Raw genomic sequence first — 13,683 nt, 5'->3', positions numbered from 1 at the left:
GCGTTTCCAACATGCTACAGGGAGAGATTTCGTGAAAATGCTGTCCAGCGCGCTTGCCGCGGCCGTGTTGCTTGCCGCCGCCGTCCCAGCCACCGCCCAGACCGCACCCGATCCCACGGCGTTCGCCGCGGCCAGGGAGGTGCAGGCGCAGCTCAAGGCGATGCTCGCGGAGATGAAGCCGGGCCAGGGCTTTGCCTGGAAGCCGCTGGTTCGCGACGGCAGCAACAATGCCGCGATCGAGATCTGGAAAAAGCCCGGCAAGCCCGCCGTCCATCCCGACCAGGCCGAATATGCCATCGTGCTCGAAGGTGCCGGATCGCTGGTCTCGGGCGGCACCATGCCCGATCGCGAAATCCGTAATCCCACGCTGATCGAAGGCAGCCGGATCGAAGGCGGTACCACTCGCACGCTCGCGCCCGGCGACGTGATCCTAGTGCCGGCCGGCGTACCACACTGGTTTGGCATCACCGGCGATCGGTTGGTGCTGCTGGGGATGAAGCTGCCCAAGGGGCAATGAGCGTCTTCAAACGCCCCCCCCGGGGGCGAAGCTCGGGGAGGGGGACCGCCGCTGCCTGCAAGCGGTGGTTTGGGGGCTGCGCCGTCAGGCGCGGATTTCGTTTCGACCGTGGAAACCGCCGCGTGCGGCGGCGCCCCTCCACTTGCTGACGCAAATGCCTCCCTCCCCGTGCCGGGGGGGAGGCGTGTACGTTGCTACCGCCCGAGCAGGCTTTCGAGCATCCTTGCCATGTTCATCGCGGTGTAGGGCTTCTGCAGTACCGGTACCCCGGCATGGTCCTCGTCGAGCTGGAGCTGCTCGCCATACCCCGTCGCAAAGGCATAGGGCACGCCATCCGCGCGGAGACGATCGGCAATGGGCAGGCTCGTCTCGGCACCGAGATTGACATCGAGGATCGCGACGTCGAACCGTTCCGTGTCGATTTCCTCGATCGCGCTGCCGATCGATGCCGCCGTCACGACCCGCTCGGCGCCGAGGCGCAGCAGGATGTCCTCGGCGTCCATCGCGATGATCAGACTATCCTCGACCAGCAGCACGGGCCCCCGCAGCACCGGGCGCATCTCGCCGCCCGCGGGCACCGGCACCGGCTCTTCCACATCGCGGGCGTGCTTCGACGCCGCATCGCCATCGAGCACCACGTGTCGCGCCGGGATGCAGAACTCTGCCTCCAGCCCGGTCAGCGGGTAGCGCACGGTCGCCTTGCCACCCAGGTCATAGGGCACCGAGCGCTGAATGATCGTCGTGCCGAAACCCTGGCGCGTCGGCGGCTGGACCACGGGCCCACCGCGCTCGCGCCATTCGATCCGGCAATCGCCCTGCGGATCCAGCTCCCAGCGCACGGTCACCGTTCCGCTGTCTGACAAGGCACCATATTTGGCCGAGTTGGTCATCAACTCGTGGAACACCAGCGCCAAGGTCGAGAAGGCGGCGGGGCGCAGCAGCACCATCGGCCCATCCTGGTCGAGCCGCTCCGAACGCCCACCCAGATAGGCGGCTGCCTCGGTGCGCAACAGCCGCCCTAGCGGTGCCGGCCCCCAATTGTCCTCGGTAATCTGGTCGTGCGCACGGGCTAGCGCCTCGATCCGGCCGTCGAGCATCCGGATATAGGTCGTCGCGTCCATGCCCGGCGCGCGCGACTGACGCACCAGCCCGCGGATCAGCCCGAGAATGTTGCGCACCCGGTGGTTGAGCTCCGCGATCAGCAGCTCCTGCCGCTCGGAGGCGCGCTGGCGTTCTTCCTGGGCGTCGTCGGAGAGGCGCAGCACCACTTCGATCAACGAGGCGCGCAGTACCTCGGCGATGCGCAGCTCGACCTCGGTGAAGGGCAGCGAGCGGCCCCGCACTTCCTGGCTCCACGTCTCGAAGCTCTGCCGCGGCGTGAGGCGCGCGCCATTGGGGCCGAAGTCCACCGGCTTGTGCGGATCGCCGCCCCAGTTGACCGTGCGCACCAGTTCCTGGCGGAACAGCAGCACATAGTCGCGCGGCGAGCGGCTGATCGGAATCGCGAGCAGGCCCGCACCGACATCGGCATAGTCGGCCGCCTGGGGCAGCACCTCCGCCAGATGATCGGTCGCGAACACGCGCCCTGCCGCCATCGCATTCAGCCTGCGGGTGATCGAGGCGAAGGACGACGGCGGCGGGGTGATGCCGCTGAACGCCACCTTGCCGCCGATCCAGATCGCGATGCCGTCGCACGGCACCACTTCGCGCAGCTTGCTGCCCAGCCATTCGGGATCGTCGAGCAGCCCGCCGTCGCTCGCCACTGCGGCGAGCAGCCGATCGCTGGTCGCGCGCGCCGCGGCTTCATAGGCGGAGAGTTCCTTGCGCTCGCGGCTTTCCAGCTTGAGCGCGAACATCTGGCCGAACAGCTCGGCCATCGAGCGCCGCTCGAAGCCCGGGCAGCGCGGACCGCCATAATGGTGGCAGGCGAACAGGCCCCAGAGCTTGCCCTCGACGATGATCGAGATCGACAGCGAGGCACGCACGCCCATGTTCTTCAGATATTCGATATGGATCGGCGAGACTGAACGCAGCACCGACAGCGACAGGTCGAGCGGCGCGCCGAACTCGTCGCGTCCCGGAACGATCGGCACGGGATCGGCATGCACGTCGGCGATGATGCGGAACGGCGTGCGCAGATAGAGCTTGCGCGCTTGTTGCGGGATGTCGCTTGCAGGGTAGCGCAGGTCGAGGAAGCTGCCGATGCCGCTCCGCGCCGCCTCCGCCACCACCACGCCCGATCCGTCGCGCTCGAAGCGATAGACCATCACCCGGTCGAAACCGGTCAGCGCCCGAACCTGCCGCGCGCCTTCGCGGAAGAAGTCGGCCAGCTTTTCCTTCTCGTCCAGCCGCCCCATCATCGCACGCAGCGTGCTGGCGGTGTCGCCGGTGGTGTCCGAGGTACAGGGCTCGCCCTCGACGACGATCGTGTCGCCGGTCATGTGCAGCGCGAGGTCGTAGGTACGGCCGCGGGTGCGCAACGCCTTGATCCCGAAGATCCGCTCCAGCGCATCGTCGCCGCGCAGCAGCGTCAGCCGGTTGCGCAGCGCGTGGATCGCATCGTCTTCGAGATAGTCGCTGGCATGCGTGCCGAGCATGTCCTCGGCCGACAGATCGAAATGCTGCGCGACATTGGCCGAGGCGCGCTTGATCAGCCAGTCGCTCGAAAAGGCGATCAAGAAGCCGAACGGCTGGATCGCACCGAGCTGGTGGATCGGCTCGCGGTCACAATTGGTCAGATCGACCTGAAAAACGCCATCGTCCACTTACGTAACTTTCGCCAGCCATTTGGTGCCGGCGACCTCGAACCGCCCGAAGGTCTGGTTGGCGGCGGTTACGGCAAGTTCCAGTGATTTCGGCTCATATAGGAGCGCATCCAGTTTTTCCAACAAATCCGGCCACATATGTGCCGGCTGGACGCTACCCAGATAGGCCCGCGGCCAGCTGTCCGGAACGCTGCGCGCGAGGAAACGCCCGCCCAGCCGCGACCCTTCGAGCACATAGAGCATGCCCGCCATTGCCGGATCGGACGCCAAGGACTCCGCGCTGTCCGCGGCATCGACGGCGATACCCAGCGCATCGAGATCGACCTGGAGCGCGCCTGCGCGCCGACGCTGGGGCCAGTCCTCCGTGATCGACCCGGCGCCGTTCCGATCGAGCAGCGCCTCCACGGGCAACAGCGCCTCGGCATGCGCGGCCAGCAGACCTGCATAATCGTCGCGTCGGGCAAGGTCGAAACGGCTGAACAGCGCGTCGACTCGCGCATGCGCGGCGCCCGTGGCTTCGCGCAATCGGCGATGTGCGGAGTTCATGCAGGCAATTTCTTCATGAGGGACAGATCCACGAGAAGCGGAAATCACTCGCCGTGGATCCGTTCCATTAGGGCCGAAATGGCCGCAAATCAGGCTGCGCCGAAAACACGCGCGAAGATCGTGTCGACATGGCGATAGTGATATCCCAGGTCGAACTTCTCCTCGATGACTTCCGGGCTGAGCGCCGCCGTTACTTCGGAATCAGCCTTAAGCAGTTCCATCAGCGAAAGTTCTCCATCGGACTCCCACACCTTCATCGCATTGCGCTGGACCAGGCGATAGGCATCCTCGCGGCTCACGCCCGCCTGGGTCAACGCCAGCAGCACGCGCTGCGAGTGGACCAGGCCGCCCATGCGATCCAGGTTCTTCTGCATCCGCACCGGGTAGACCAGCAGCTTGTCGACCACGCCGGTGAGACGGGCGAGCGCGAAGTCGAGCGTGATCGTCGCGTCGGGGCCGATATAGCGCTCGACCGAGGAGTGGCTGATGTCGCGCTCGTGCCACAGCGCCACATTCTCCAGCGCCGGGGTGACATAGCCGCGCACCATGCGGGCGAGGCCAGTCAGATTCTCGGTCAGCACCGGGTTGCGCTTGTGCGGCATCGCCGAGCTGCCCTTCTGGCCCGGCGAGAAATACTCTTCTGCTTCCAGCACTTCGGTGCGCTGCAGGTGTCGGATTTCCACCGCCAGCCGCTCGATCGACGAGGCGACCACGCCCAGCGTGGCGAAGAACATCGCGTGGCGGTCGCGCGGGATTACCTGGGTCGAGACCGGCTCGACCGACAGGCCCAGCTTGGCCGCGACATGCGCTTCGACGCGCGGATCGATATTGGCGAAGGTGCCGACCGCACCCGAGATCGCGCAGGTGGCGATGTCCGCCCGCGCAGCAAGCAGCCGCGCCTTGTTCCGCTGGAATTCGGCATGCGCCTCGGCGAGCTTGAGGCCGAAGGTGACCGGCTCGGCATGGATGCCATGGCTGCGGCCGATCGTCGGCGTCATCTTGTGCTCACGTGCGCGGCGCTCGAGCACGTCGAGCAGCGCGTCGATATCGGCCAGCAGCAGGTCGCTGGCGCGGGCGAGCTGTACCGCCAGGCAAGTGTCGAGCACGTCGGAGCTGGTCATGCCCTGGTGCATGAAGCGGGCTTCCTCGCCCACCTGCTCGGCCACCCAGGTAAGGAAGGCGATCACGTCATGCTTGGTTATCGCCTCGATCGCGTCGATCGCGGCGACGTCGATCGCCGGCTTGGTTGCCCACCAGTCCCACAGCGCCTTGGCGGCGCTCTGCGGCACCACGCCGAGATCGGCGAGCGCCTGCGTGGCGTGGGCCTCGATCTCGAACCAGATGGCGAGGCGCGTCTCGGGCGACCAGATGTCGGTCATCGCGGCGCGGGCATAACGGGGGACCATGGCGTTCCTTCTGTACGGAATGGGCGTGCCCGGCAGCCCCGGGCGGATCGCGCCTGCGCCTAGCAAGAACCGGCCACAGCGGCAACCGAACCCGCGCCCCGGCCGTTGTCTGGCGCGAGGAGATTCCCCGATGCTGACGACGTTGTTGCTCGCCGCCGCCCTGCAGGTCAGCGCCCCCGCTCCGCAGGCACCTTCGCAACCGGCGCAGCATGGCCAGTCCCCCGCTCCCGCCGCCGACCAGGCGATGCCGGGCACCCAGCCAACTCCCGCCGACAAGCCGCTGCAAGGCACCGAAACGCCGGGCACCCCGCCCTCGGCCGCCGAGGCTGCGCAACCGACGCCCCGCCCCGATCCGGCCAGGCTGCCGGTCGAGGCGCAGTTCGCCCGCTACGACGCCAATGGCGACGGCGCGCTCGACAAGGCGGAATATGGCAGCTGGCTCACCGCGCTGCGTACCGCCAAGGATGCGGACTTTAAGCCCGAGACGCCCGAGGCGAAGGCTTGGATCGATCGCAGCTTCATCGGCGCCGACGCCAATCGTGACGATCAAATCAGCCGCGAGGAATTCATGCGCTTTCTTACCCCCGTCGCCGGCTGACATCCCCGTTGCGGCAGCCGCCCGCCCGGCTATGATGACGGCATGGCGCAGCTGATCGATCGCTTCCAATCCTCAACCACCGGATGGCTCAAGGGCTCGTTCGCCGGTTGGGCGACCGTGGCCCTGTGCCTGGTCGGCGTCGGCTTCATCATTCTCGGCCTGCGCTGGATCGGCAACAAGTCGACGCTGTACGAAGTCACCGAGGATCGCATCGTCCTCTATCGCGGCATCGTGCGCAAATCGATCGACGAGATCGAGCTGTACCGGGTGAAGGACGTGCGGCTCGACTATTCGATCGTCAACCAGATCTCGGGCATTGGCACGCTGACCATCACCTCTTCGGACGAGACGACGCGCGGCGGCCCGCTGGTGATCCGCGACGTCGAATATGCCCGCGAACGCCGCGAGAAGCTGCGCGAACTGGTGAGCAACGCCCGGCGCCTGCGCGGCGTGCGCGAGATCGACATGGTGCAGGAAGACGCGCGCGGCTGACCCCAGCCGCACATTTTTCGCGACGGCATGTCACACGCCGCCGCCTTGTCTCGTCAGGTCCGCGGAACCTGCAAGACAAGGACCTGCGATCATGACAGGACGGACCAACCCCTATACTGCCGCGCCCGACCTACTGAAGGCGTGGCTCGATTTCTCCACCCGCGTTGCGCAGAGCGGGCTGGAAGCCTCGCTGCTCGAACTGGTGAAGCTGCGCGCCTCGCAGATCAATGCCTGCGCCAATTGCCTCAACATGCACAGCTACGAGGCGCGCCAGGCCGGCGAGACCGAACAGCGTATCGCCCTGCTGCCGGCCTGGGAGGAAGCACCCTGCTACACACCGCGCGAACGCGCTGCGCTCGCCTGGGTCGATCATATCACGCTGATCGCGGACAAGCGCGCGCCGCAGCCGGTCTATGATGCGCTTGCCGCCCAGTTCAGCAAGGAGGAACAGGTGCAGCTGACCCTCGCCATAGCCGTGATCAACGGCTGGAACCGTCTTGCCATAGGCTTCGAACTGTTCGCGCCAGAGCTCGGCTGGAAGGCGTGAGCGACGCCGCAGCCTTCGACGCGCTGCGCCCGACGCTGCTCCGCGTCGCGTACCGCATGCTTGGCTCGATCGTCGATGCCGAGGATGTGGTGCAGGAGGCGTGGCTACGCTGGAGCGCGGCGGATCGCGCGGCGGTGCGGGTGCACGAGGCCTTTCTGCGCCGCGTCGTCACCCGCCTCTGCCTCGACCAGCTCAAATCAGCGCGGGCGCGGCGCGAGACCTATGTGGGGCCCTGGCTGCCCGATCCGGTGGTCGAGCCCGAGCCCGCCGATGACGTGACCTTGCCGCTGCTGCTGGCGCTCGAGCGGCTCTCCCCGCTCGAGCGGGCGGCGTTCCTGCTCCACGACGTGTTCGACGAGAGCTTCGAGACGATCGCCGAGAGCCTGGGCCGCGATCCCGCCGCCTGCCGCCAGCTCGCGGCGCGGGCGCGCGACCATGTTCGTGCCGAGCGACCGCGTTTCCCGGTGGAGCGCGGCCATGGCATGGCGATCGCTGAGGCCTTCTTCGCCGCCTCGCGCGGGGGCGATATCGCCGCCTTGGGCACGATGCTGGCGGACGACGTCACGCTGCACTCGGATGGCGGCGGCAAGCGGCCCGCCGCCGGCCGGGTGATGCGCGGCCTCAGCGAAGTCACCCGCAGCTTCGCCGCGATCGCGCGGCTGCTGCGCGGGCGCCAAGGCAACCTGCTCCAAATGGCCTATGTCAACGGTCTGCCCGGCTTCGTCACCCGCGAGGCCGACGGGCTGCTGCAGACCACGGCGTTGCTGATCGACAACGGCAAGATACGCGCCGTCTATGTGATGCGCAATCCCGACAAGCTCGGCCATCTGGGCGGCGCGCTACACTGACGGACGTCGGGGTCAGCCCAGGTCGGGCGCGATCTCTACCGCCAGGCCGTCGAGCGCCGGGCTGAACGGGATCTGGCAGGAAAGGCGCGAGCCCGGGCGCCGCTGCTCGGCGCCGTCGAGCAGCGCGTCCTCGTCGTCGCTCATCGGCGGCAGGAGATCGGCAAAGACCGGGTCGACATAGACGTGGCAGGTCGCGCAGGACAGGCATCCGCCGCAGAACGCGGGCAGCGATTCGAACCCGGCGTCGCGGATGATCTCCATCACGCTCAGCCCTTCCTGCGCCTCGACGACCGTCTGGGCGCCGGCGGGCGGGGTAACCAGCAATTTCAGCATGTCTTCACCTTGGAACTAGGGTGCGGGAGGCGCGAGGGGCGCCTCCCGCGGGAGCAAATCGGTGCGCGCCGCCCGGCGGGGCGGCGGCGGTCAGTAATGGATGCGGAAGTCGATGCCGACGCGCCGCGGGGTCAGCACCGATCGGGCATAATAGCGCTCGACCACGCCGGTGCGCGTCTGATTGTACGAGCTGATGTCGTTGCTGATCGAGGTATAGGCATATTTGTCGAAGATGTTGTCGGCGAACAGGCTCACCTCGTAGGTCTTGTCGCGATAGGTGACCGAGGCGCGGTGGGTCATGTAATCGGGGATCGCCTCGCCGAAGCCGCGCAGTCCGACGCGCGAATAAATGTCGCCGGTATAGGTCGCCGCCCAGGTCGCCTCGATCTCGCCGCCATGCGGCAGCGGCTGGGTGTAGATCAGCTGCGCGCTGCCCGAATGCTTGGCCGAGCCCGGCAGCCGGTCCCCCGCCTTAGCGTCGTAGCGGACGCCCTGGCTGACGACGAGATCGGGGAAGTCCTCGCTCAGATGCGCGTCGACATAGGAATAGGTGCCCTGCAGGGTGAGGCGCGGCACGATCTTGAACGAGCCCGAGAACTCGATGCCCTTCGACACCGCGGCGCCCGCATTGGTGGTGATCCCCACGGCGCCGTTCACCGTCTGGCTTGGCACCTGCACGTCGTCCCACTTCACCCGGAACGCGTCGAGGGTGAACTGCAGGCGCTTGTCGAACAGCGAGGCGCGCACGCCGACTTCGATGTTGCGGGTCTTGTCGGGCTTGTAAGCGAGTTCGTTGGGCAGCGCGCAGACATTCTGCCCCGGCGGCAACGGGATCACGCAGGGGGCAACCCGGTTGACGCCGCCGATCCGGTAGCCGGTGCTGTAGGTGGCGTAGGCGAGCAGGTCGGGGCTGAACTTGTACGAGGTGTTCGCCTTCCACACGAAGCCGTCGTCGCCGGTGCTGCCCGAGCGCACCCGGCTCGGCGCGAACTGGATCAGCGGATAGGGCGTGCGGGTGAGGCCGCCGCCGAACAGCGGCGTGTCGGTGCCGCCGGTGGCGGTCGCATCGTACTTGAAATAGCGCAGGCCGCCAGTGACCTGCCAGGCCGAGGTCGCGTGCAGCGTCGCCTCACCATAGACCGCCTTCTCCACCGTCTTGGTGTCGACGAAGGAGATATATTCCAGGTCATCGGCTCGGTTGATGCCGGCAAACGCCGCGAAGCCCGGCGTATATTCCTGGCGGTCGCTCGAATATTTCAGCCGGTTGTAGAAGCCGCCGATCACCCAGTTGACCGGGCCGCCATGCGAGGAGACCAGGCGAACCTCCTGGTTCAGCTGCTTGTATTTGCGGTGGTTGTTGGCGAAGGACGAGAAGGCCGGGAACGCCTCATAGCCATAATTCAGGTCGAGCAGCAGATCGGTATTGTCGTCGACATTGGTGATCTTCTGTTCGGTATAGGCGGTGGTGCTGACTAGGTTCACCACGTTGAACAGGTTGATGTTGAGCTCGGCCGAGAACAGGTCCGCCTCGCGGTGGAACGGCTCGAGATAGCGCCACGGGCCGACATAGTCGCCGGTGCCGAGCACGCCGGCGCCGTTCGCCTGGCGGCCGTTGGTCTTGGTATCCTGGTGGGCGTAGGTGAGGAACGCCTTCACGTTCGGGTTATATTCGAGCAGCAGCGTGTTGCGGGTGGTGAAGGTGTGCTCGAAATTGACGTCGGCGGCGCGCTTGTAGTTCTGCGCATAATCCGCGCGCGTGCCGAGCGAGGCATCGGCGGCGCTGTCGCCGCGCACCGGCTGCGGATCTGAAATGCCCGGCCGCTGCAGCAAATAGTTGTAATCGATGAAACCCGGATTGTCGTAATAGCCCACCACCGAGCGCAGCGCGACATGGTCGGCGATCAGCGGCAGGTTGACGGTGACGTCGCCGATGCGGCCGAAATCGTCGCTGTGCGACTGGGCATAGCCGCGGCCGTGCACGTCGACCGAGAAGCGGCTCGTGTTTGGGCGGTTGGGGATGTAGCGCACCGCGCCCGCCAGCGTACCGAGGCCGTAGAGCGTGCCCTGGGGCCCGAGCAGCGTCTCGACCCGCTCGATGTCGATCAGCTTGAAGTCGAGATAGAGCGGCACTTCGCCGAGATAGATGCCGACCGAGTCATTGGCGTTGGCGCCGGTCGCGCTGGTGTCGCCCGAGGACAGGCCGCGCAGGATGATGTTGCCCGAGCTGGCGGGGCCGGTATCGACGATGGTGACGCCCGGGGTGAACGCCGCAAGCCCACGGATATCGTCGACGCGCTGGCGCTGGAGCGATTCCTGCGACACGGCGCTGATGTTGATCGGCGCGTCCTGCAGCGTGACGCTGCGGCGGCTGCCGGTGACGACGATCTCGTTGCCGCTGTTGCCGCTCTGGTCGTCGGTCTGCTGAACGGCCGCGGTGCCGGCACCCTCGGTTTGCGCTGCCGCGCGGGTCGCGCCGAAGCTGGCGAGAACGGTTGCGCCCAACAGCGCCGCGCGGGAAATCGATCGTGCCACCCTAGCCCCCTTTTGTTGTTCTTCCGTCACCGCCACCGGCGGCTGGCTTGTGCTCGCAGACTTTGGGGAAACGGGGTGCGCCGCCATGGGGCGTTTGACGTACCGCAGCGCAGCAATCCCGACCGGGGACGGGCGCGTGCCCCCCCTCCCGCGGGCGAAAGGGGAGGAAACCGAGCTACTTCCCCGCCAGGGGCGGAAGGCTCCACCATGACAGCGTGTGCACGTCGTGCGCGCTGGTCCAGACGCCCTTTCCGGCGAAGCGCAGCGCGCCGCTGCCGCTCCGCTTACCGAGGCGGCCGAGGATCGCGAGCGACCTGGGGTCGATGGTGACGAAGGTCTGGTCGGCGGTGGTGCGGAGCCAGACCATGCCGCCGCCGGTATCGATGTCGCCATAGAGCAGGTCCGCGCCGACCTTCACCCGGCCGGAGACTTCCACCGTCGCCGGATCGATCCGTGCGAGCGTGCCGTCACCCTGCTCCTGCACCCACACCGCGCCCTCGCCCGCCGCGAGGAAGCCTGGCTGCTTGCCGAGCTTGGTGCGCCCGGTCACCTGGTTGGTCGCAGGGTCGATCCGCTGAAGCGACTGCTGCCCGCTGCTCACCGCCCATAGCGCATCGAACCCGAAGGCGAGGTAATGCGTGCCCTGATCCACCGCGATCGACGCAACGACTTGATTGTCGGCGGGATCCACCCGCGCGAGCTTCCCGGCATTGTCGCTCGCCACCCAGATCGATCCGGCACCCGCGACGACGTTCAGTTCACCCTTAGGGTTGGCGATACCGGTGGGGATCGCCGCCAGCAGCTTGGCGGTCTTCAGGTCGATGCGGTTGAGCGTGCCCTCCTTGCAATCCGCGACCCAAAGCGATCCCGCCGCGATCGCCATCGCGCCACATGGGTGCGTCATCGCCACTTCGGCAAGCTTGCCGCCGCGCGACCAGCGCTCGACGCGGCCCTTGTTGGTCGCCCAGACGCTATCGCCGTCCACCGCGAGGAAGTCGGCAAAACCGGGCACGGTGAGCACCTGCGCCTCGCGCGGCTGCGGATCGGCATCTGCGGGCGCGGCGGCGAGCAGCATGGCGAGCATCGGCATCCAGACCATCGCTCAGCCCGCCGCCACAACGGTGGTGTCAGCCGGGCGCTGCTTCAGCCGGGAGAGGATCGGCTGGAAGGGGAACAGCCATTGCTCGCGGATCGACAACCGCCGCCGTTCGTCCTGGCCGACGACCGAGGCCTCGCCTTCCTTGTAGGTGCCGAAGATGCGGTCGAGCAGGATCAGCGAGTTGCCGTAATTGCAGCGCGTATCCTCATAGGGCACCGAATGGTGCAGGCTGTGGTGGCGGATCGTGGTGAAGACGAAGCTGTACCAGATCGGCGGATCCGACCGGACATTGGCATGCGCGAAGCCGGAGACGACGCCCAGCACGCTCAGCCCGCAGAAGATCGCGGTCAGCGGCAGGTCGAACAGCGCGACGACGCTGAGGCTGATCAGGAACAGCTCGATCGGATTGCCGACATAGCCCTTGGCGGCGTTAAGCTGGGTTATGTGGTGATGCGGCGCATGGGTCATCCAGAAGGGCGCCGAATTGTGCATCAGCCGGTGCATCCAGTATTGGCCGAACTCGATCAGGAAGATCACCAGCGCCACCTGCGCCAGGAACGGCCATTGCATCAACCACGGCGTCGCAATCCCCAGCGACTGCTTGAGCGCGAGCAACGGCGTATCGGCGAGTGCGCGCGACACCCAGGAAATCGCGGTCGCGCCGAGCACGACGTAGAACAGGTCGGTCCAGAACTCGCGCCAGTTCATCCGCCAGCCCGCATGCCGTTCGAACAGAAATTCGAGGCCTTGGATGTAGAGCGTGATCAGCGACGAGACGATCACGATCGTCCAGGGATTGGCAAGGACGGCGGCGGGCGCGAAGGCCCAGAAGCAGACGACCGCGAGCACGGTGGCCGGCGGTATGAGGTTCACGAGCCCTTTGGTCATGCGCTGTCGTCCCGATCGCGACTGGGGCGATGCCGCCCCGTTTCGATCCGAAGCTAGCCATGCAAACCATACGCGCGCAGGTGGCCGAATGACGTAGCGGGCCCGCAAGCAAACGGCCGCGCGCATCCTTTCGGAACACGCGCGGCCGGGAAAAGACCGTTCAGGTCGTCGGGCTCAGCGCAGCGAGGCGACCTGCACGCCGCGGCTCTTGTTCGCCTGGGCGACGCGCGCCTCGATCTGGCTGCGAACCTGCTCGGCGACATCGGCGCGGCACAGGCGCGCGCGGGCTTCGAGATCGGGGTGGATGGTGGCGAGATTCTCGCCGCACACCGCGCGGGCGGCCTGGTCGACGCGGGTGGCGAGGCGCTGCTGGCCGTCGGCAGTGGCGAGATCGAGCCCGGCGAGCGTCAGCGTTGCGCTCGGCTTGCCGAAGCCGGTGTCGGTGGTGCCGCCAAAGGCGGCGGTGCTGATCGAAAGCGCGGCGGCGGCCGCTACGAGCATCTTCATGGCAATCTCCTGCAACCAAGACCGCCTCACCCGAGCGGTTGAGGCGCATCTAGTCACAGGGACGACGAACGGCAAGTTTAAAAACTATAGATACGCTACGTAACTTCCGTATCCTGCGATACGGCAAGTTTTGCAACGCAGCAATGGCTTATTACAGCTTCAGCCGTTCTTCATACCACCAGAAACGACTCCATCATTATTACGGATCATCGCGCTCGTACTACTAGCGACGCGAGTTCGGTAGTGTGTCCCATCAGGCCGACCGGCAGGCGGACGGTTTCCCGCCGCTCAACCTGCCCCGCCGCATCGAGCACCGCCACGTCGAGCGTACGGGCGAAGGGAGAGGCGAAGCCGCGCACCGCCGCCACCGGCACGCGGACTTTCCAGCCGCGCCCGCCGCTCGCCGCGACGACGCGGTCGTTGATCGTGATCGTCTGAGCGGCGGAGCTGCGCGTCCCTCGGATCAGCAGACAGTCGCCCTCCGAACAGCGCACCAGCTTTGCGCTCGGACGCGTGTCGGCATGCGCCGCCGGCGCGGTCAGCAGCGCGGCGGCGAGGACGAGACGGGAGAATACTGCCATGCACGGGAGGCATGCCGGAGCACG

The 13,683-nt window shown here is 66.9% G+C and carries 14 protein-coding genes; 5 read left to right on the top strand and 9 right to left on the bottom strand.

Going from position 1 to position 13,683, the window contains the following annotated elements:
• Window positions 1–37 precede the first annotated feature (37 nt).
• Window positions 38–517 (top strand): cupin domain-containing protein, encoded by a 480-nt coding sequence (locus RT655_RS12930; protein WP_313538474.1) that lies wholly within the window; start codon window positions 38–40, stop codon window positions 515–517.
• A gap of 194 nt (window positions 518–711) precedes the next feature.
• Here the strand turns inward: RT655_RS12930 and RT655_RS12925 are convergent, their stop codons facing one another.
• The 3 genes from RT655_RS12925 to purB all read right to left on the bottom strand — a co-directional run bounded on the left by RT655_RS12925 (window position 712) and on the right by purB (window position 5,234).
• Window positions 712–3,282, bottom strand: coding sequence for an HWE histidine kinase domain-containing protein (locus RT655_RS12925; protein ID WP_313537410.1), 2,571 nt, complete (start codon window positions 3,280–3,282; stop codon window positions 712–714).
• Entirely contained in the window at window positions 3,283–3,828 is a 546-nt protein-coding gene (locus RT655_RS12920; protein ID WP_313537408.1) for a biliverdin-producing heme oxygenase, read from the bottom strand.
• A gap of 89 nt (window positions 3,829–3,917) precedes the next feature.
• Window positions 3,918–5,234 carry an adenylosuccinate lyase gene (purB, locus tag RT655_RS12915; RefSeq protein WP_313537406.1) on the bottom strand — a complete coding sequence of 439 codons (1,317 nt, stop codon included), beginning with the start codon at window positions 5,232–5,234 and terminating at the stop codon, window positions 3,918–3,920.
• A 130-nt stretch (window positions 5,235–5,364) separates the two neighbouring features.
• Between purB and RT655_RS12910 the strand changes: the two genes are divergently transcribed.
• The 4 genes from RT655_RS12910 to RT655_RS12895 all read left to right on the top strand — a co-directional run bounded on the left by RT655_RS12910 (window position 5,365) and on the right by RT655_RS12895 (window position 7,719).
• Window positions 5,365–5,832: an EF-hand domain-containing protein gene (locus RT655_RS12910; protein WP_313537404.1), complete on the top strand. Its 468-nt coding sequence runs from the start codon at window positions 5,365–5,367 to the stop codon at window positions 5,830–5,832.
• A gap of 42 nt (window positions 5,833–5,874) precedes the next feature.
• Window positions 5,875–6,324, top strand: coding sequence for a PH domain-containing protein (locus tag RT655_RS12905; protein ID WP_313537402.1), 450 nt, complete (start codon window positions 5,875–5,877; stop codon window positions 6,322–6,324).
• Between the two features lie 91 nt (window positions 6,325–6,415).
• Window positions 6,416–6,871, top strand: a complete 456-nt coding sequence (locus RT655_RS12900; protein ID WP_313537400.1) for a carboxymuconolactone decarboxylase family protein — start codon at window positions 6,416–6,418, stop codon at window positions 6,869–6,871.
• A gap of 56 nt (window positions 6,872–6,927) precedes the next feature.
• The gene (locus RT655_RS12895; protein ID WP_409530278.1) at window positions 6,928–7,719 is read left to right on the top strand and encodes a sigma-70 family RNA polymerase sigma factor; all 792 of its coding nucleotides are present in this window, start codon (window positions 6,928–6,930) and stop codon (window positions 7,717–7,719) included.
• A gap of 12 nt (window positions 7,720–7,731) precedes the next feature.
• Here RT655_RS12895 and RT655_RS12890 read toward each other — a convergent pair whose 3' ends face one another.
• From RT655_RS12890 to RT655_RS12865, 6 genes are all read right to left on the bottom strand, one after another.
• The gene (locus RT655_RS12890) at window positions 7,732–8,052 is read right to left on the bottom strand and encodes a 2Fe-2S iron-sulfur cluster-binding protein (protein WP_313537394.1); all 321 of its coding nucleotides are present in this window, start codon (window positions 8,050–8,052) and stop codon (window positions 7,732–7,734) included.
• Between the two features lie 90 nt (window positions 8,053–8,142).
• The gene (locus tag RT655_RS12885) at window positions 8,143–10,584 is read right to left on the bottom strand and encodes a TonB-dependent receptor (RefSeq protein WP_313537392.1); all 2,442 of its coding nucleotides are present in this window, start codon (window positions 10,582–10,584) and stop codon (window positions 8,143–8,145) included.
• Between the two features lie 175 nt (window positions 10,585–10,759).
• Complete coding sequence (locus RT655_RS12880; protein ID WP_409530273.1) at window positions 10,760–11,683, bottom strand: DUF6923 family protein; 924 nt, start codon at window positions 11,681–11,683, stop codon at window positions 10,760–10,762.
• Window positions 11,684–11,686: 3 nt separating this feature from the next.
• Complete coding sequence (locus RT655_RS12875) at window positions 11,687–12,571, bottom strand: sterol desaturase family protein (RefSeq protein ID WP_313537390.1); 885 nt, start codon at window positions 12,569–12,571, stop codon at window positions 11,687–11,689.
• A 174-nt stretch (window positions 12,572–12,745) separates the two neighbouring features.
• Window positions 12,746–13,078, bottom strand: a complete 333-nt coding sequence (locus tag RT655_RS12870) for a UrcA family protein (RefSeq protein WP_313537388.1) — start codon at window positions 13,076–13,078, stop codon at window positions 12,746–12,748.
• A 206-nt stretch (window positions 13,079–13,284) separates the two neighbouring features.
• Window positions 13,285–13,659, bottom strand: coding sequence for a hypothetical protein (locus RT655_RS12865; protein WP_313537386.1), 375 nt, complete (start codon window positions 13,657–13,659; stop codon window positions 13,285–13,287).
• Window positions 13,660–13,683: the final 24 nt, after the last annotated feature.

The organism is Sphingomonas sp. (assembly GCF_032114135.1).
GTDB lineage: Bacteria > Pseudomonadota > Alphaproteobacteria > Sphingomonadales > Sphingomonadaceae > Sphingomonas.
The sequence above is the reverse complement of the archived record's forward strand: the minus strand, read 5'-3'. Positions and strand labels throughout refer to the sequence as shown.